The sequence below is a fragment of the Sinorhizobium meliloti genome (assembly GCF_017876815.1).
GTDB classification, from domain to species: domain Bacteria; phylum Pseudomonadota; class Alphaproteobacteria; order Rhizobiales; family Rhizobiaceae; genus Sinorhizobium; species Sinorhizobium meliloti.
Genome location: NZ_JAGIOS010000002.1, coordinates 286230 through 304462, shown reverse-complemented (window position 1 = coordinate 304462; position 18233 = coordinate 286230). Strand labels below are relative to the sequence as shown.

General features: G+C 61.7%; 18 protein-coding genes. 6 read left to right on the top strand and 12 right to left on the bottom strand.

What is annotated here, in order from left to right; genetic code table 11:
• From exoO to exoT, 10 genes are all read right to left on the bottom strand, one after another.
• Positions 1 to 1047, bottom strand: a complete 1047-nt coding sequence (gene exoO / locus JOH52_RS20305; RefSeq protein ID WP_014530323.1) for a succinoglycan biosynthesis glycosyltransferase ExoO — start codon at positions 1045 to 1047, stop codon at positions 1 to 3.
• Entirely contained in the window at positions 1044 to 1973 is a 930-nt protein-coding gene (gene exoM, locus JOH52_RS20300) for a succinoglycan biosynthesis glycosyltransferase ExoM (RefSeq protein ID WP_014530324.1), read from the bottom strand. The genes exoO and exoM overlap by 4 nt, the downstream gene beginning before the upstream one ends.
• Positions 1973 to 2965 carry a succinoglycan biosynthesis glycosyltransferase ExoA gene (gene exoA / locus JOH52_RS20295; RefSeq protein WP_004434899.1) on the bottom strand — a complete coding sequence of 331 codons (993 nt, stop codon included), beginning with the start codon at positions 2963 to 2965 and terminating at the stop codon, positions 1973 to 1975. Before exoA ends, exoM begins: the two co-directional genes overlap by 1 nt.
• Positions 2962 to 4173 (bottom strand): succinoglycan biosynthesis glycosyltransferase ExoL, encoded by a 1212-nt coding sequence (gene exoL / locus JOH52_RS20290; protein ID WP_014530325.1) that lies wholly within the window; start codon positions 4171 to 4173, stop codon positions 2962 to 2964. The genes exoA and exoL overlap by 4 nt, the downstream gene beginning before the upstream one ends.
• 95 nt (positions 4174 to 4268) lie before the next feature.
• Positions 4269 to 5078 (bottom strand): endo-1,3-1,4-beta-glycanase ExoK, encoded by an 810-nt coding sequence (gene exoK / locus JOH52_RS20285; protein ID WP_010975917.1) that lies wholly within the window; start codon positions 5076 to 5078, stop codon positions 4269 to 4271.
• A gap of 5 nt (positions 5079 to 5083) precedes the next feature.
• Positions 5084 to 6196 (bottom strand): succinoglycan biosynthesis protein ExoH, encoded by a 1113-nt coding sequence (exoH, locus tag JOH52_RS20280; RefSeq protein ID WP_015008224.1) that lies wholly within the window; start codon positions 6194 to 6196, stop codon positions 5084 to 5086.
• 610 nt (positions 6197 to 6806) lie between these two features.
• Positions 6807 to 7064: a hypothetical protein gene (locus JOH52_RS20275; protein WP_014530328.1), complete on the bottom strand. Its 258-nt coding sequence runs from the start codon at positions 7062 to 7064 to the stop codon at positions 6807 to 6809.
• Positions 7065 to 7083: 19 nt separating this feature from the next.
• Entirely contained in the window at positions 7084 to 7659 is a 576-nt protein-coding gene (gene exoI, locus JOH52_RS20270; protein WP_014530329.1) for a succinoglycan biosynthesis protein ExoI, read from the bottom strand.
• Between the two features lie 170 nt (positions 7660 to 7829).
• Entirely contained in the window at positions 7830 to 8018 is a 189-nt protein-coding gene (locus JOH52_RS20265; protein WP_162198847.1) for a hypothetical protein, read from the bottom strand.
• 16 nt (positions 8019 to 8034) lie between these two features.
• Positions 8035 to 9519, bottom strand: a complete 1485-nt coding sequence (exoT, locus tag JOH52_RS20260; RefSeq protein WP_014530331.1) for a succinoglycan biosynthesis transport protein ExoT — start codon at positions 9517 to 9519, stop codon at positions 8035 to 8037.
• Between the two features lie 123 nt (positions 9520 to 9642).
• On the opposite strand from exoT, the gene exoW reads away from it, so the two are divergent.
• Both exoW and exoV read left to right on the top strand, forming a co-directional pair.
• A complete protein-coding gene (exoW, locus tag JOH52_RS20255) occupies positions 9643 to 10602 on the top strand; it encodes a succinoglycan biosynthesis glycosyltransferase ExoW (protein ID WP_014530332.1) in 960 nt (319 codons plus the stop codon).
• Positions 10603 to 10715: 113 nt separating this feature from the next.
• A complete protein-coding gene (gene exoV, locus JOH52_RS20250; protein WP_015008227.1) occupies positions 10716 to 11666 on the top strand; it encodes a succinoglycan biosynthesis protein ExoV in 951 nt (316 codons plus the stop codon).
• On the opposite strand, the gene exoU is transcribed toward exoV, so the two are convergent.
• A complete protein-coding gene (exoU, locus tag JOH52_RS20245; protein WP_014530334.1) occupies positions 11657 to 12685 on the bottom strand; it encodes a succinoglycan biosynthesis glycosyltransferase ExoU in 1029 nt (342 codons plus the stop codon). The two genes, exoV and exoU, sit on opposite strands and share 10 nt — an antisense overlap.
• 134 nt (positions 12686 to 12819) lie before the next feature.
• Positions 12820 to 13116, bottom strand: a complete 297-nt coding sequence (gene exoX / locus JOH52_RS20240; RefSeq protein WP_014530335.1) for an exopolysaccharide production repressor ExoX — start codon at positions 13114 to 13116, stop codon at positions 12820 to 12822.
• A 772-nt stretch (positions 13117 to 13888) separates the two neighbouring features.
• Here exoX and exoY point away from each other — a divergent pair.
• From exoY to exoZ, 4 genes are read left to right on the top strand one after another with little or no spacing between them, the layout of a single operon-like run.
• Entirely contained in the window at positions 13889 to 14569 is a 681-nt protein-coding gene (exoY, locus tag JOH52_RS20235; RefSeq protein ID WP_014530336.1) for an exopolysaccharide production protein ExoY, read from the top strand.
• A gap of 53 nt (positions 14570 to 14622) precedes the next feature.
• Positions 14623 to 15888: an exopolysaccharide production protein ExoF gene (gene exoF / locus JOH52_RS20230; protein ID WP_014530337.1), complete on the top strand. Its 1266-nt coding sequence runs from the start codon at positions 14623 to 14625 to the stop codon at positions 15886 to 15888.
• A gap of 7 nt (positions 15889 to 15895) precedes the next feature.
• Positions 15896 to 17203: an O-antigen ligase family protein gene (locus JOH52_RS20225; RefSeq protein WP_014530338.1), complete on the top strand. Its 1308-nt coding sequence runs from the start codon at positions 15896 to 15898 to the stop codon at positions 17201 to 17203.
• A complete protein-coding gene (gene exoZ / locus JOH52_RS20220) occupies positions 17200 to 18207 on the top strand; it encodes an exopolysaccharide production protein ExoZ (protein WP_013850573.1) in 1008 nt (335 codons plus the stop codon). The genes JOH52_RS20225 and exoZ overlap by 4 nt, the downstream gene beginning before the upstream one ends.
• Positions 18208 to 18233: the final 26 nt, after the last annotated feature.

Here is an 18233-nt window from a genome sequence, read left to right as displayed (position 1 = left end):
TCATCCTTTGCTTGTGTGGGGGTCGTTGCCCAGCGGGGATCTTTCAGCCGCCGCCGTCACGGGGGCGGCACGGGGGGCCGAATGGGAGGAGGGATGCACGAAACGCGCGGCAAGGCGGCGCAATCGGGCAGCGATCGGCATGCTGAGATGCCGGAGCGCAAGCGGGTCGGCCAGCGCGGTCTTGAGCGCGCCGGCCAACGATCTCTTTTTCAACTGATCGACGAGGACCAGGAACGAGCGAGCTTCGCGGAAGCCGCGCATGCGCCTGTGCTGCATTTTCTGCGCAAGGCCGTCGAGCGCGTAGCGGCGCAGGAACGCCTCGTCGGCGGCGATCATCGCGTCTATGTGATCGAGCCTCAACACACGCGAGATGGAACCCTCGCGGATATGATAGATGTAGCCGGCGGACGGCTCGACCGCGCAGCGCCCGCCACAGGCAAGGGCCGATGCCAGCAGGATGTAGTCCTCGCCGATGCGCAGCGTCTCGTCGAAGCGAAGCTGCTGGTTTTCCAGGAAGCGGCGCTCGAAGATCGGTTTCATGTAGCCGAAATTGTGCTCGGATCGAAAGAGCACGTTGGACTCGATGAAGGTGGGAAGCGTGAGCTGCGGCAGCCGGGCGAGTTCGGCTTCGGAGAACATCCTGAGACTGCGTCCGTCCAGCGAGACGACGTCGAGATTGTCGACGGCGATCTGCGCCCCGGCCGCGTCCGCTCGCTCGATCATCCGCCTGAGCCGGTCCGGCCGGACTGTATCGTCCGAATCGAGAACCGCGATCCACCGGCCGCGCGCCGCCCCGATGCCGGCATTGCGTGCGCCGCCCGGACCGCGGTTGCGATCAAGGGCGATCAGGCGGACCCGGGGATCCGGGATCGCCGCAGCGAGCGCGGGCGTCGCATCTGCCGAGCAATCGTCGACGACGACGACCTCGACGGTCACGCCTTCCTGCGCCAGCGCGCTTTCGATCGCGCGCACGATCGTATCCGCGGAATTATAGGCGGCCACGACGAATGTGACGTCGGGGACCCTGTCGATCGCCGGAGGGTTCATGCCGAGGTCACCTCGCGGGCTCCATATTGTTCGATTTCCTTAAGCCCCAGCAGGCCGCTGATGACGCCGGCATGCAGTACGGCGCGTAGCGCAAATCGGTTCCGCCTTGCGGCCGAAGGAAAGCAGAGGACCGCGGCGGTTGCGCAAAAGCCGGACTTTGCCCCGGCAAGGGAGACATTCCAGGCCTGGCGCAAGCCATTGGCTTTCTCGGCGAGAAGGCGTCCATGGGTCTGTCCGGAGCGGAAACGACGCTTCGCAAGCCAGGCAAGAGAGGCCCTGTTTTCCGGTACCGGCTCATGCACCCAGGCTTCCGGCGAAAAGGCGATCATTCCGCCGGCGCAGTGCATCCCGGTGAAGAAATCCGTGTCCTCGCCGCCGCTCTTGCCGAGTGAAAGCTTGAAGCGCCGGCCAAGGAGCGAAGCCGCATCGCGCCTGAGCAGCGCATTGCAGGTGTATCCGGTCCGGATCTCTCCCTTTACCCAGACCGGCAGCGTCGAGTGGAAATCGCCGCTGCGCATCCAGCCGGGGGCCGTAGGCCCGTAGTGCGCCCTGACCGGGCCGAGCACGGCGGCGGCTCCCGTGGTGCGCGCCGTTTCCAGAAGGCGGGTCAACCAGTCGCCGGAAACGGTCTCGTCGTCATCCAGGAAGGCGAGGAAGTCGCCGGTGCTGTTGTCGAGGCAGCAATTGCGGGCGATCGAGATATTCGAGTGAGGGCAGTGAACGTAGAGGATGTCGAACGGCATCTCCGGCCGAAGTCCTTCGACCAGAGCCCTGGCGCTCGGTTCCGCGTCGTTGTCGGCCACGATCACGCGCAACCTGGCGCGCTCCGGCACGTTCATCGCAGCCAGCGAGCGAAGCGTTTCGGCAAGCTCCGGCCGGCGGTAGGTGCAGACGCCGATGTCGATGTGAAGAGTTTCGTTCGGCATCAGGCCACCCTGCGGCGGAAGTCGAGGAGTTCCCGCCAGAACCCGGCGGACCAGGCAAGGTGCATGACCATGGCTGCAACGGCGGCGAGCGGTCCATAAGGATTACGCTGGCCGAGCGCCATCCAGACGCCATAGCCGAGGCATGCGGCAGCCCAAACCCCGACTGGCACCACGGCCATCCAGTTGACGATCGCGAGAAGCGCGCCGAAAGCGATGGGTGCCACCGCAAGCGGCAGCATCTGCCTGAGCCCCGGCATTGCGCGATGCTTGAGGAAGTTCTTTGCCCGGCCCCGGCCGTAGCCGAAATATTGCCAGAACAGCGGGACAAGCTTGGCACGCGGATAGTAGACCATGCTCGTCTTGTCGGTCATCCAGATCCGGTAGCCGGCCTTTCCGAGGCGATAGTCGAGTTCGGCGTCCTCGTTGTGGCTGAAGCTCTCGTCATAGCCCCCGACAGCCTTGAAGGCTTCGATGCGCATCAATGCATGGTGACCGTGCTCGGCCCAGTGACCGACGGCACCGGTGCGGTGCTTCGAACCGCCATTGCCGAGCTTGGAGTTCTGCGCGAAGGCCGTTGCCTTCTGGAAGGTGCTGAAACCGACGGTCTGCATGGCGACCACGACCGAGTCCGCGCCGGTCGCCAAGGCATCCTCGACAAGCCGCTCGCAATAATCGTCCGGATAGGTGCCGTGGGCGTCGATGCGGATCAGGTAGTCGCTGCCGGCGCCGAGTTCGGCGACGGCACGATTGACCGCCGCGCTTTGTATGCGCTTCGGATTGTCGAGGAAGAGCACCCGTGGATCCTCAGTGGCAAGGCGCCGGGCGATCTCCCGTGTTCCGTCCGTGCTGCCGCCGTCGGCAATGACGACCCGCGCGTTCAACGGTGTGAGTGACGGGCGCAGCTTTTCGATCAGCGCCTCGATATGCGAGGCCTCGTTGAGACAGGGTATGACGATAAGGCTCGACGTGGACGTCAATTCATCTGAGCTCATAGAAATCCACCTTCTTTGTGGCTGGAACCTGCCATCGCGACTACGGGAACGGTCTGCGGCGCCTGCAGCGTGAGCGTTGCCAGCTGCCGCACCAGAGCTTCGCAATCCGTCCGGTCGAACACCCAGGATCCCGGATTGCAGCGGCTGATACGCTCCGCGGCGTCGGCATAGCAATTTGGCGTCAGCGGACCGAGAACCGTGGCGAGGCTCTCGACGTCGGCTCCCTCGAGAACGAGGCCGATGCTCCGCACGGACAGGAAACGAGCGGTCTCCGTCCCCTTCATGGCGATCGGGATTCGGCCGTGGCGGCAGCCTTCGTAAAGCCTGTTCGGCAGCAGCCAGGCAGAATTCTGCCCCTCCTCGAAGTAGTCGATCGCCCAGGTGAAGTGGACCTCGCCATATATTTCCGCCAGGTCTTCAGGATTGCGATAGGCGCCTTCGAACCGCATGAAGGGCTCGTCGCGAACGAAGCCGTCGAAATCGTCGAATTCGGAATAGGCGGGCCTGCCGCGCAGGACGATCTCGAAGCGGCCCTCCATCTTGCGCGAGAATTCGGCGAGAAGGGCGAGCGATCTGCGGCAGCGAAGCGCTCCGAACCAACCGATCTTCCAGGGTGCGCCGGGCGGCGGGCTCTCGGCCGGTGAGGCCGTACGCCGCTCGACCGTGCCGTCGATTTCGAGCACCTTGTTTTCCAGAAGCATCGGCGGAGCGCCGATGCCGGAAAGGGGCCGGAAATAGTGCTCGATGAAAGCGGGGGAACTGGTGATCAACAGGCGCGCATCCTTGCCGAGTTGGCTTTCGGCCGCGCGCAGCATCCGCCCGACGATATCCTTGCGCAGCATGAGGCGGTGGATATCGAGGCATTCGTAGACGATGGGAACCGTGCCGCCGAAGAACGCGACCGCTCTCCTCGCCACGGCAAGCATCTCCAGATTGCGGGCGATGATGACATCGGGCTTGCGGACATGGCCGAGCTGGCGTTGCAGCGACAGACACGCGCGGGCGACGGCACCGATTCGCTGGGCGAAACGGCCGTCGGCGGTGGTTCCGAGTTCGATCGGCTCGACGCCGTCGATGGCCGCCAGCGGATTGTCGCCGCGGCGGAAGCCGGCGAGCGTCACGCGTGCGCCGCCCGCGACGAGCGTCAGGGTTCTCCGGCGCACTGCGGGATCGGCAAGATCCTGTGCCAGATAGAGTATCTGCAGCATGAAAACGTCCGTTTTCCTGCCCAGCCCGGGGCTGAGCTTAGTTCAATTCTTTGTGCACTGCAACAAAATGGATAAATTACTCAGTTACCGGCCATTCACTCGGATTGCGCCCGCTCCAGCTGGCAGGCGACCGACTCGGCGAACTGGCATTCGTCGCCGGCAGCCGTGAAGGCGACTCGATCGACCTGGAGCTTTGTCGGCTCCTTGTAGGAGAAGGTGCCCATCCAGTCGGTGAGCGTGTCCGTACCCCAGAGGCTGAAGAAGATCTTCTGGGCGTTTACCGGGATCTTCGCCGGATCGGTCACTTCGTGAACCAGTTCGCCGTTGACGTAGTACCGGATGCGGTTCTTTTCCCAGACGAATGCGTAATCGTTGAAACCCTGGTTGGCGCCGCCCGGAACGTCGGCGAGAAATTCGTTGCCGCCCTTTGCCGATACATACTGGTTGATCTGGACCTTCGCGGTGTTCTTTCCGAGAACCTCGAAATCGATCTCGTCATGCGGTTTCTTGTCGGCGGGGCCGATATAGGTGAAGAAGGCCGAGTTCAGGCCGGAACCGTCGGCCGCCTTTATCCGCGCCTCGTAGGTGCCGTAGCCGAAGCGCTTGCGCGTCTGGATTTCGCCGCAGGCGAAGTTGCGCTCCTTTACCTTCTTCTCCTCGAAGGTCAGCTCCAGAATGCCATCGACGGTCTTCACCTGCTTCTTCGACCAGGTGCAATTCTGATGCCCGCCATTGTTCCATCCGTCCGAGACGAACCAGACGCGGGTGTCGAGGGTGTCGAAATCGTCCTTGAAGGACTTGCCGTTGGCGCCTTCCTGCGCGGCCGCCGCGGTCGCGAGGCCGGCGAGAGGGAGCGTTGCGATGAAAGCGAGACGGGCAAAGCGTCTGTAGCGATCGATTGTCATTGTCGTTACCTTTGCTGGGGCGAATAGCCTGCCTGCGCGCCTTGCGGCGGCTGCGTGGCCATTCGTTTCGCACCTGTTCGGCTGCCGGTAAGCACTGCGAGCAGGTCCGGCGCCAAGCGCCGTACGAGATTGTGGGACGCGACGAGGATCGCAATGGCGATGAACGGCGCGGTGAAATAAAAGAGCGGATAATAGCTGAGCCCGGTGCGGTTCCAGATCATCCAGAACAACACGAGCAGCGGATAGTGGCCGCAGAAGATCCAGAAGCTCAGTCCGCTCCCGCGACCCAATTTTTCACCGAAGCGCGTGCGCACGAGCAGCTCCGAGATCGCCCAGGAGCCGATGATGCCCGCAATCGACGTCAGGCGAAGTGCCATGTCGAGCCAAAGCGGGAAATCCGGGCCGGTGTAATAGAGGCCGACGGCGATCACGACTGCGATCGCGAGGAACCCGGCCGCGATCGGTGCCGCGAAGCGATCGAGCATTTTGATGTTCACGCCATGCAGGCTCGCATAGATTCCAGCCGAGAAGCCGAACAGGATCGACTTCTTGAGAAAGATTCCGTTTGGCAGCGGCAGAATCGCATAGGCGAGCAGTGCAAGGAGCGTTACGCGCGGATAACGGCTCACCAGCAAAGCCAGAAGCGGCGACAGCAGGATACAGAGCATGAGGTCGCGCAGGAAATACAGGGGCAGGTTGACGGGCGTTGCCTCGACCGCGAAGGCCATGCTCAGCCACTGGCGCGGGGTCGCATTGATCGTGTCGGGCAGATAGCCGAAGCCGAGGCCGTGGCGCTGAATGGCGTAGACGACCACAAAGAAGGAGCCGCTCCAGATAAGGAACGGCAGGAGAACGGTCCGCGCCTTGGTCTTCAGCGTCTTCCAATAGTCGAAATCGGCAAGGCCTCTGCGAAAGAGAAGATAGCCGGAGATCGCGCTGAGGCAGGGCACACCGATCCGGAACAGGCTTTCGCCGAGAAAGACGCGAAGCCAGTCCAACATGCCGTAGTTGCCCAGAAAGGGACTCCACTGCGGATTGTACGGGACGTGCACGAATACGATGCCGGAGATCAGCAGAATACGCATCAGGTTGATGCGCGCCGAGACATTCGCGTCCATACTCACGATTTCAGTCACTCCCTATCGGGCAGCGCCTCGCGGCAGCCGTTTCAACAGAGCAGACCTCAGCCCGCAGGAAGAGAAACTAGGGCACTCCCGAAGAAAAAATATGGCGTTGCAGCAGAAAAGCGAACAGAATCATGCTGCATTGCACCTAAACCGCGAGCTCCCGCAAAAACCGACGGCCGCGGGAAGGGGTCCGCTTTCCTGAAAAATCCCGGTTTCGCGGCATGTTGCAGAAATTGCGCCCCGCAATATTTTGGGGCAATCGCCGGTTGAACGACGCAACTGTGAATTTTCAAAGTTGGGCGCGTTTTCTTGGAGGATGGACCGCGATTGAGGCAAGCTCCGGGCGAAATGCGGCAAGGTTGGGGCGCATATTGGGGGCTGAGGCCTGTTGAGATTCGGGATACCCGCCGGCTTGTTTGATTTCCTCACCCTGTGCTCGTCACAGGGACCAAGTCAGACCATGTCTTGGCCTGAGAGAGAGAGAGAGAGAGAGAGAGAGAGAGAGAGAGAGAGAGAGAGAGAGAGAGAGAGAGAGAGAGAGAGAGATGAAGGGCGGAGGAGAGATTGCAGTCCTCCGATAGCGACCTAAAATTATCGTGATTCAGCGATCCTTTGGCTTTGCGGAGACGGTCTTGGTGTCGCCTTCGCGAAGCGGCTTCGCCAGCTCGTCGATCTCGCTCTGGCGTTTCGCCGCAACCGAGGGGTCCCTCGATTTGAGCGAGGGCACGAAGATCGCCGCCAGAATACCGATCGGCCCGAGAAGACAGCCGATCAGCAGCCAGAGCAGACTATGACCGCCTCTGACCGCCGCGACTACGGCGGTAACAATGGCGCACAGGATCCAGAATTCTAAGATCATTGGCTCTCGTTTGCAGCCTTCAACAACTCGGCTTTCGGTTCACCCGGCCGACGCGCGCCGCGCAGGCATGCTCGGGCTGCGCGCGCCAGATTCCAGCACCGTTCGATTTGGCAGTTTGCTGCGCCGATGCATAGAGGCCTTTGTTGTCCGTGTCGCGATCGACTGCATTGCCGGACTCGATCAGCCAGCGGTTCACGTCCTTGCCATCGGCCCGGAAACACGTTCCGACGAAGCGGCCATAACGATCGCGGCCGGCAAATTCGCAGCGAGTCGGACGGGATGCCGACAAGAATGCATCCAGGGCCGAGGCCGATTCCTTGCCGCACCGATAATCTGCTCCTCTTTCATCGAGGCAGACCTGCCACTCTTCCGGCGCGTCCACACTGTTAAGTTGGATGCGTTCGCCCGCGATTTCAATAGTATCGCCGTCGATCACCGAGGCTTGACCGATGATCGGCTCTGCGGCCCCGGCGTCATGGGTCATGAGAAGCGTCGCCAGAACGGCGCCGATCGTCCGCGTGCTGGCAGAGCCCAGTCGTGCCGAGTGCGGCGCTCGCCTGCCGCCGGCAGCTACAGCGCTTTTGATGCGGGTCATACCCCATCCCCGTTCAGCCCAAACACCCGAACAGGCTAACCCAGGTGGGTGCCATTCACATCCTTCAAAACTATGGGTGAATGCCACCGCGGCGTGCATATCGGCGTGACTGAGCGCGTGTAGTCGCGCGAGGTTTGCTCGTCAGACGGAATGATCGCGATGCCGCGGGGTCAAAAGACGAACATATAGAGCAGGATAATGACGATGAGGGGAACGCCCATCAACCAAAGGATAATGCCTTTCATCTCGAACATCCATGTTGTTGCCGTCGAACTGTAACGCGGCGTGCCGCAAACCGTTCCCGCGACCGCGCCCCGGCGGCAACAAAAGGGCAGATTGCCGCGTCCTTTTTCTTCCACGGTCGGGCGCGTCTGACTATTCGGCGGCCCCCGCGGGAGCGGCCCTCGGCTTTCGTGCCCGCGCCATGTCCAGGAGCCTCCGCAACAGCGATCGCTCCGTCAGAAGGATCAGAACCGTGTAGATCACGCTGCCGATGGCCGTTCCGGCGATCAATTGCAAGACGGCGTTCGGCACATGTGCGCCGAAATGCTCGAGCAGGAAACGGACGACGAGCGCCATCAGCAGCGCCGCGATCATCGGCCGGCTGGATATGAACAAACCCTTGAGGAAGGGCGTGCTGTCGGCACGGAACACCACCCAGGAGTATCCGACAAGCGTTACGGCATTGACGATGCAAAGCCAGATCATCGCCTCGACCAGCGAGCCGTCGATGGCACCGTAGGCGACCGCGCCTGTTGTCGCAACCGCGCGAATCAGCGCCCACCAGAACAGGACGGCTCCCTGGCCGACCCCCTTCAGATAGGGGATGAATGTGCTGCAGGGGGTGAGAATGCCTTTCGATAGTGCGAGAAGTCCGAGGACCGGCCAGGCATAGGCCCACTGGCTCCCGAAAAGGACGAGCATAGCCGGCTCGGCAAGTGCCCAGAGGCCGAACATCATCGGCGCCAGCAGGATGGTGGTCACCTGAGTGCTGAGCATCAGCGCCTGTGAACGCCGCTCACCATCATGCATCATCTGGCCGAAGGTGGGGAATAGCACCCCCATGACGGCAGAGAGGACGACCTGGTTCGGGATGCTCGCGAAGCGGTTCGCCGCCGAATAGGCGCCTGCGTCGGACAGCCCGAGATAGCGGGATATGACGACCATCGGGGATTGGAAGGTGATGAAGTTCGCGATCTCCGAGCCCATCATGCCGAAACTGAAGCGGCTGAGCGCCAGAACGCGTTGCAGCGAGAATACGAAGCGCGGTGCGTAACGGGAAACGGCATAAAGCCCGGACAGGCGCACCAGCGCGGAGACGAAAAGCTGAGCGAGCAGCGACCATATGCCGAAACCGAGCAGCGCCAGAAGAACGGCAACAACGGCACCGAGCGATTCGGAGATCATGCTCCAGACGGCGTCCTTGCGAAAATTCATCCTCCGGACAAGCAGCGAATAGGCGACGTCGCCGCCGAGCTGCAGCGGGATCAGCAGACTCATGATCCTTAGCAGGTAGGCAGCCTCCGGCGCGCCGAGCAGCGTGGCCAGGGGCTCGGCTAAAACGAACAGTCCGAGCGCCATCACGAGCGCGATGGCGAGGTTTGCCCAGAAAACCGAGTGCACGGTTTCCATCTCCTCATCCTGCTGGATGACGAGTGCGGAGGTGAGGCCGGCGCCGCCGATCATGGCGAGGAACTGCACCACGGTGAGCGCAACCGCGACGGCGCCGAATTCCTCGGGAGACAGAATGCGGGCCAGAATCGGCACCGTGACAAATTTAAGCCCGAATGTCCCTGTCTTGGAAAGAACGCTCCAGCCGACGTTGCGCGTTACGGTTTTTGCGTTAACGGTTGGGGTCATTGGCGAGGATTCCGTGAAAGTCCTTTGAAGGAGGAATGCAAAGGACAAACTCTAGATATACGGCCGCGACCCGGTGGGAGGAGACCACGCAGACTCTTTTAGAGAAACCGCAGGGGCGAAAAGATGGCGAAGCTCACAGTTGTCATTCCGTACTACCAGAAGGAACCCGGAATTCTCCGGCGCGCGCTGGCATCCGTTTTTGCTCAGACGCTCGAGGATTTCCACGTTCTCGTGATCGACGACGAATCCCCCTATCCGATAGCGGACGAGCTTGCCGGGCTCGCCCAGGAAGAAAGGGAGCGCATCACCGTCATCCGCCAGCCTAACGGCGGGCCGGGTGGCGCGCGCAATACCGGTCTCGATAATGTTCCCGCCGACAGCGACTTCGTCGCTTTCCTCGATTCCGACGACGTCTGGACTCCGGATCATCTCCTGAACGCCTATCAAAGCATGACGCGTTTCGACGCCGATTGCTATTGGGCCTCAATCACGGGCGGCGACGCCTTCTACTATCATTTCGGGGTCGCGGATCTCGAAAAGAGCGAGACGGTCACGCGCCTCTCGGAAAACCCGCTCGTCGTCGAGCTCCCCGAACTTCAGGACGTCATGCTGAAGAACTGGAGCTTTCTCCACATGTCCTGCATGGTGATCGGGCGCAAGCTCTTCGAAAAGGTGCGTTTCGAGGCCACGCTCAAGCTTGCGGCCGAGGATGTGCTCTTCTTCTGCGACTGCGTGCTCGCATCCAAGCGCGTGGTGCTTTGCGATGCAGCGGGCGCGGTGCGTGGCGAAGGGCTCAACATCTTTCATTCGATCGATAACGACTCGCCTCAGTTCCTGAAGCAGCAGTTCAATACCTGGGTTGCACTCGACACGCTCGAAGGCCGATATCGTAACCGGCCGAAGGCGATGGAGGCGATCCGATCCTACAAGCATACCGCGCGGCGGCAGGCGCTATGGAGCCAGGCACGCCGGATAAAGCGTAGGAAACTGCCGCAGTTCGATCTTCTTGCCCGCTGGCTCTGGCGAGACCCGCGATTGATCGGCAGCGCCGCCGAGTTGGCGGTTGGAAAGCTATCCCGCTAACCTCCCTCGGCCCGATCGGGCACGCGCTGCTTGCGCTGACAACACCCGAAATCAAGCGACGACAATCGCCGCGGCGCATGTCAGGTCGCCTCACAATGCAAACGGAGACGGTCATGAAGCCGTATTATTGGGAATCCCAGCACGGAAATTTCGGTGACGACCTCAACCTGTGGCTTTGGGATTTCCTGCTGCCCGGTTTTCGCGAGGTCCACCCCGAGACGCTGCTCGTGGGGGTCGGAACGGTCTTGAACCGCGCTCTGCTGCCCGAGGCTACGCATAAGCTCGTCATCGGCAGCGGTTTCGGCTACGGCACGCTTCCCGACATGAGCGACCCTAAGGAGTGGGATATCCGCTCGGTCCGCGGCCCGCTGACGGCTGCGAAGGTCGGCGTGGCTCCCGAGCTCGGTATCATCGATCCTGCGGTGATGGTCGCCGACCTTCCGGAGTTTCAGGACCTTCGAAAGATATATAAGCGGAGCTTCGTACCCCACTGGGAATCGGCGATCGCCGGATTGTGGCCCACGATCTGCGACGCGGTCGGGCTCAACTATATCGACCCGCGTGGCGAGGCCAAGGACGTCATCCGAAAGATCGGCCAGTCGGAGCTTATCGTCGCCGAATCCATGCACGGCGCCATCCTGGCCGACGCGTTCCGCGTTCCCTGGACCGCGGTCAGCACGTCGCACAGCATCAACAGCTTCAAGTGGAACGACTGGGCCCAGACCCTCGGCGTCACCTACCGCCCCCGGCGGGTGCCGGTGTCGACGCGGGCGGAGGCCATGATCAAGGGTGCCCGTTTCTGGGGCATGGATTTCCAGGCGAAGGAACCGCAGCCGGAGGACCCGAACCGCCGACAGATCGACGGAGACCTGGCGGTCGCCGAGCGTGAACCACGCCAGACTTCATTGCGCGCTGCCGCCAAGCGAGCGCTCGCCGCGCCCGCGACGCTGGCGCTGTGGCAGGCAAGCCGGGCGGCGCCGCAATTGAGCAAGGACAGTGCGCTGGCAGAGCGCAAGGAGCGTTTCCGCGCGGTGCTCGACGGCATACGCCGGGACTATTTTTGAGGCTGATCCACGGCAAGAGTCTCGAGCAGATAGCGCACGTCGCCCTTGCCACCGAGAGCGACGGGCGCCGGCGAACCGGACGGACGAAAACGTTGGGTCTTGTCCGCAAGGATTCCGCCGATGATCGCCGGCAGTGCCGCCGGGTGGGTCAGGGCGTAGCCGAATGCACGACCAAAGCCCTGCTGGTTCTTGAGATCGAGAAAATGCCGTAGTTCGTAGCGGTCGCGAATGTGGCGCTCGTGCCGGCGGACCGCCGCTTCAGCGTCGCTGCTCAGTCGGCTCCCTGCGAGAATTGCACGATCTGCCTCATAGAGACGCTTGAGGTCGATCGTCCGGTGACTGCCGCTCAGCGAGTTGCCGCGGACGACGGCGGCATAGCCGCAACTGTGGATGATCTTGTAGCGTGCGCCATTGGCGAGCGCGCGAGCGTAGAGATCGTAATCTTCGCCGAGGCGCAGCGTCTCGTTGTAGCGCAGGCCATGCTGGTCGAGGAAGGCGCGCCGCATCAGCGGCTTCAGAAAGCCTATTTCGCCGCGCCGCACGCCGCGTCGCGAGATGTTTCCTTCGACGAAGCCGACGAGATCGATGAGTCGGGGGGTAGGGGCGAATCGGTCGATCCTGCCATGCGCGGTTGCCGCCTGCGCGGCATCGATGAACGCGATGTTGTCCGCAATGAAGTCCCAGCCGTCCTGCGAAAGCAATTGGCCCAGGCGTCCCGGAAAGAAGAAATCATCCGCGTCGAGCACGCCGATAAGCGGAGAATGCGAGATCGCGATCGCATGATTGCGCGCGGCCGCGGGGCCGCGGTTTTCTTCGAAGCGAACGACATTCAGCCGCCCCGTTCCGTCATCCGCAGCGCGTGCCACCGAAGCGCTGTCATCGGTCGAGCCGTCATCGATGACGACGACTTCTGCCGCCTCCGGTTCGGCAAGCGCCGAAGCGACCGCGCGCGCTATGGTGTCGGCGGCATTCTTCGCGGCAATGATGATGCAGACGTCCGTCGGCGCGGCTGCGGTCATGTGAGGCCTCCAGCGAGTTATCGGCTGTCGCGCCTCAAGGGCGCGAAGTTACCGGAACCATGCCGTGCGATCATGTCGCAAACGCGTCAGGCGAAAAATTTTTTGCAAGTGCGAAGGAGAGCAGCGTCAGCGGTTCAGGAATTGAGATGATGAGGCCGGTTCAGTCTGCGCAGCGAGACCTTCGCCGGTTGCTTCTCATCGTTGGCGGCCTCGGCCGTCACGAACTGCTTTTGCGAAGAAAGCCTGCGGCGCTCGCGCGCCTCTTTCCATACGAGGAAAAGAACGGCGACGAAGTAGCCGACTTGAATGAGGACCGCGCAGATCAGGGTCTGGATCGCCGTCGAGGCGAGCGATCCATTGAGGTAATAAGTTGCAACGGCAAAAGCCGCCAAAGCGCCGATCATGCTCAGAAAAACACGCGGTGCGAACATGGCGCTAATCTACCCTCGGGTCTGCGATTGGGAACCTCATAAGAGTTGTTGCCCTCTCCTCCTGCCTGGCCACTATATTAGCGCCCGCTTTTCTCTTCAACCGGGAAACGCTACTTTGTTGCAGTCGAGCATACATCGGAAATCTTTCCGCCGCCTTTAAGCATCGGCTCCATTTCGCACAATTCAAACGGGTGTGATCGCGGATAAGTTCCCCATCTCCGGGGCAGTTTGCCGCGTGAGATGGATGCGCGCGGAACGCGGCCGTCGTTCCCCTAAAATTGCCCGGCCTTTCGGAAAGCTGCCTTGGGTGCTGCCTCTTGGGGCGTGTGGCCGGCCTTTTTTCCCGATCAACTTTTGTTACACGTGTTTGAGCGGGTAGCCTCAGCAACTGTGCGCCGCAATAAAATGTTGCGATGCAAAAAAAGTGAGGGAAAGTTGCCGCGCGTCAATTTCGTGCACCAGCGGGTCCGCTGTCCGTCAGTGCAGAATGATGCGTCTATTAACAATACTTTATAATCCGAAATAACTAGCCCGCGACGATGTTTCCGGTTTGCGATGCAGCGGAGAACTATCCTAATCCCTGATTTGCGCTCTCCGAAATTAACTCTTCGTAATATTTCGCGACTTTCGCCACCTTGAACCGTCTGCGGGACGGGCGGCGCAGAGCTGCCATCATTCCGCCTTCAAAAAACAAATTCTGACCATACACTCACGTTAGATGAGCCCGCGTCCCACGGGACCGACAATCGCCAACGTAAATGGAGTCACCTCTATGAAGTCCGCGACTCGCTCGGCCAGTTCGCCGTTTTTTATCCCCGAAGAAACCGGGGCAGTCCGACCGATCGGAGGTATGGCAAAACGCAGTTTCGACATTCTTGCCGCCTCCGTGGCCCTCCTTCTCTTCAGCCCGCTCTTTTTGCTCATCATGGCCCTCGTCAAGTTCTCGGACGGCGGCAGTGTGTTTTATGGGCATCGCCGAATCGGTCACAATGGCCAATCCTTCAAGTGCCTGAAATTCCGTACGATGATGGAAAAGGGCGACGAGGTCCTCGAAGAGTTTTTCAGGATCAACCCCGACGCCTATGAAGAATGGCGTGCGACCCGCAAGCTTCAGAACGATCCGCGCGTGACCGTTGTCGGGGCAGTCCTGCGTAAGCTCAGCCTCGACGAGTTGCCGCAGCTCCTCAACATCATTCGCGGTGAAATGAGCGTCGTCGGCCCCCGTCCGGTGGTCGAAGACGAACTCGAACTCTATGATTCGGCAGCCGTCTTTTATCTGCAATCGCGTCCCGGCCTGACGGGGCTCTGGCAGATCAGCGGCCGCAACGACGTCTCCTACGCCACGCGCGTCGCTTTCGACACGCAATATGTCCAGAACTGGTCGCTTTTCGCCGACCTTGTCATTGTTTTCAAGACGATCCCTGCCGTCTGCCTCTCCCGCGGCAGCTACTGAAATCTTGGCGCCGGCCCGGAACGGGCAACGTCGAGCAACGGAAATATCCAAAAATGCAATCGAATAGACGATCAGGGAAATCCGCTGGTTCCCGTACGGTTTCCTGTTTTACCCGCCTGGCGCTCCTTGCTGCACTCGCAGCCTCAGGGGCGTCGCTGGCGCGGGCCGATGAGTACCGGCTCGGCGTCATGGACAAGCTCCGGGTTCGCGTGGCCGAGTGGCAAACCGCCGAAGGGGCGGTCCGCGACTGGTCGGCCGTCAGCGGCGACTATACGGTGGGTCCATCCGGCAGTCTTTCCCTGCCCTTCGTCGGCGATTTGCCTGCCTCCGGCAAGACGACGTCGGAGGTCGCCGAAGAGATCGGCGTCAAGATGCAGAAGCTTTTCGGTCTCAGGGATCGCCCCTCCGCGTCGGTGGAGATGGCGCAATATCGTCCGGTCTATCTCTCCGGCGAGGTGCAGACGCCCGGAGAATACCCCTATGCTCCCAATTTGACGGTATTGAAGGCCGTCAGTCTCGGGGGAGGGCTTCGGCGGGCGGATAACGGCCAGCGATTCGCGCGCGACTACATCAATGCCAGCGGGGAATCCGCGGTGCAGGTTGCGGAACGCAGCCGTCTGCTCATTCGCCGCGCGCGACTGCTTGCCGAAATCGGCAAGCGCGACACAATCCCCATGCCCGAGGAGCTCAAGAACGTCCCGGACGCCGAAAAGCTGCTCGACAGCGAGACTGCGCTTATGGAATCGCGTGACAAGCGCCAGAAGCGTCAGCTCGATGCGCTCGCCGATCTGAGATCTCTTCTCCAGAGCGAGATTGAAGCACTCGCAAAGAAAGCCGAAACGCAGGCCCGCCAGCTCGAGCTTGCCACGGAGGATCGCGACAAGGTCGACAGCCTTGCCGAAAAAGGGCTGGCGCTGAGCCAGCGCAAACTGTCCCTCGAGCAGCGGGTCGCGGACGTTCAGGCGTCGCTGCTGGACATCGACACCGCATCCCTCAAGGCAAAGCAGGATGCAAGCAAGGCGGCGCAGGACGAAACGAACCTCCGCAACGACTGGGATGCTCAGCTTGCTCAGGAACTGCAGAACACCGAAGCCGAGCTGGATACGCTGACGTTGAAGCTCGGCACCAGTCGGGATCTCATGACCGAGGCGCTGCTGCAGTCGGCGGATGCGGCCCAGCTCGAAGAACAGGCCGCCGAGATTACCTATTCGATCATTCGCGACAAGGACGGCAAGCCGACCGAGATCGCCGCCGACGAGAACACACCCGTGCTGCCCGGCGATGTCATCAAGGTGAATACTGCACTGGCGATGCGGTGAGGCAGGCATGAGGATATCCAAGGCGAGCCTTGTCAGACCTGGAGCGAATGAAGTCTACGGCATCTTCGCCCTGGCCTTGTCGCTCTTCGTCTTCGCCTATTCGGCGCGCTTCGGACAGGTTTCTATCCTCGCCTATTATGGCCTGTGGCTGCCGCTCGTCCTCGTGGACTACCGCAAGGTTCTCGGCAACTACGCCAGCTATCTATGGATATTCGCCTTCACCATCTTCGCCTGCATTACGATCTTCTGGTCGGCGGCCCCGTCCTTGTCGCTGCGCACCGGAATACAGTATCTGAGCCATGTCGTCTGTGCGCTCATCGCAATGCGCACGATCGACATCCGCACGCTGACGCGCGGCATGATTGCGGGCGCCGCAATCGTGCTCCTCTATTCGCTGCTCTTCGGTACCTATCATTACGATCCGCTGGACGGCACCTACAGCTTCGTTGGTGCATTCGCGTCGAAGAACCAGTTGGGCTTCTACGCCTCGCTCGGCATCTATTTCGCCTTCGCGGCCGTGTTTGTGCTCGGGGAGAAGGGGCTGTGGATGGGCGCGGCAGGAGGTGCCGGATTGCTTGCCGCCTATTGCCTGCTGACGTCGCAATCGGCGACCTCCGTGTTGACGACTGCGGCCGTCATCGGTCTTTGCCTCGGGATGCGGGCGATCACGGCCTTGCGTCCCGCGAGCAGGAAGCTCCTCTTCATTGCCGCATCGGTGTTCGGCGGCGTTGCCGCCGTCGCGATGATCTATGCCGGTGGCGTCGATCTGATCCTCGGCGCCTTCGGCAAGGATTCGACGCTCACCGGGCGCACCTATCTCTGGCAGCAGGGCATCGAGGCGGCGAAGGTGTCGCCACTCGTCGGCGTCGGCTATCAGGCCTATTGGGTGCAGGGTTTCTCCGAGGCCGAGCGGCTATGGGAGGAGTTCTATATCGGTTCGCGCGCCGGCTTCCATTTCCACAACACCTTCATCGAAGCGGTCGTCGAGACGGGCTTGATCGGCCTGATCCTGCTTACCATGGTGCTGGTCACAGCGTTCTTCGGACAGTTGAAGCGCTTGCTTTCGGAGGATCGCGATCCGGAGTCGATGGTACTCTTCGGTGTCGGCGCGCTGCTCTTCGTGCGTGCCTTCGTCGAAATCGATATTCTCACCCCCTACCACGTCGGGTCCTTCCTCTTGTACTTCACGGCAGGCAAACTGACGATCCCGCGCCGCCGGCGGGCAGCGACGCTGCTCTGGCCGGCAGGACTCGATCCGGCGCACTACGGGCGAACTTTCGGCCCGATGATACCGCGGTCGGGAGACAGCCGTTGAAGACGATTCACGGCATTCAATATCTTCGCGCGGCGGCGGCAATCGCCGTCGTGCTCTTCCACGCGGCGGAAAAGACCGGCCATCATTTCACGATCGGAGCCGCCGGCGTCGATGTCTTCTTCGTCATCAGCGGCTTCATCATGTGGGTCATCAGCGATCGCAGGTCCGTGACACCCGTCGAATTCATCGCCGATCGTGCCCGCCGCATCGTGCCGGTCTATTGGCTCGCGACCGGCGTGATGGTCGCGGGGGCACTGGCGGGTCTGTTCCCCAATCTGGTGCTGACACTGGAACATGTTCTGGCGTCGCTGTTCTTCGTGCCCGCGCGCTCGCCGAGCAGTGGAGAGATTTGGCCTGTGCTCGTGCAGGGCTGGACGCTCAATTTCGAGATGCTCTTCTACGCGGTCTTCGCCGGCTCGCTGTTCATGCCGCGCAACTGGCGGCTCCCCGTCGTCTCGGGGCTGTTCCTAGCGTTGGTGATCGCCGGCCGCGTGGTCGCCTTCGACGATGCGGTGATGCTGACCTATACGCGGCCGGTCATTCTGGAATTCGTCGCCGGCATGATCATCGGCGAGTTCTGGTTGAAGGGCAGGGTACCGCCACTCGCTGTCGGTTCCGCGCTGTTCGCCTGCTCGCTCGGCGGCTTCGCTCTCATCGGTGTGCTCGGTCTCCCATTCGACGAACTGACGACCGGGCCGCTGGCGGTGCTGCTTGTCATCGGCGTGCTCTCTCTGGAGGCGAACGGCTGCGTGCGGGCGCTGTCGCTGCCGGGGCTACTCGGCGACGCCTCCTATTCGATTTATCTCTGGCACACTTTTGCGATTTCGGTCGTGGCGAAGGCAGGACTTGCGATCGGTCTCGGCGCGCCCGCAACGATGTTCGCAGCGGTTCTTTCGGGAACGCTCATAGGCATCGCCGCTTACATGATGCTCGAGCGCCCGCTGCTGCGGCGCGGCCGCGCCCGGCGAGTCACGGCAGGCCTGGCAGGCCGAGCGGCCGAATAGAGCGCCTTGAGGAAAAGGCTGAACGG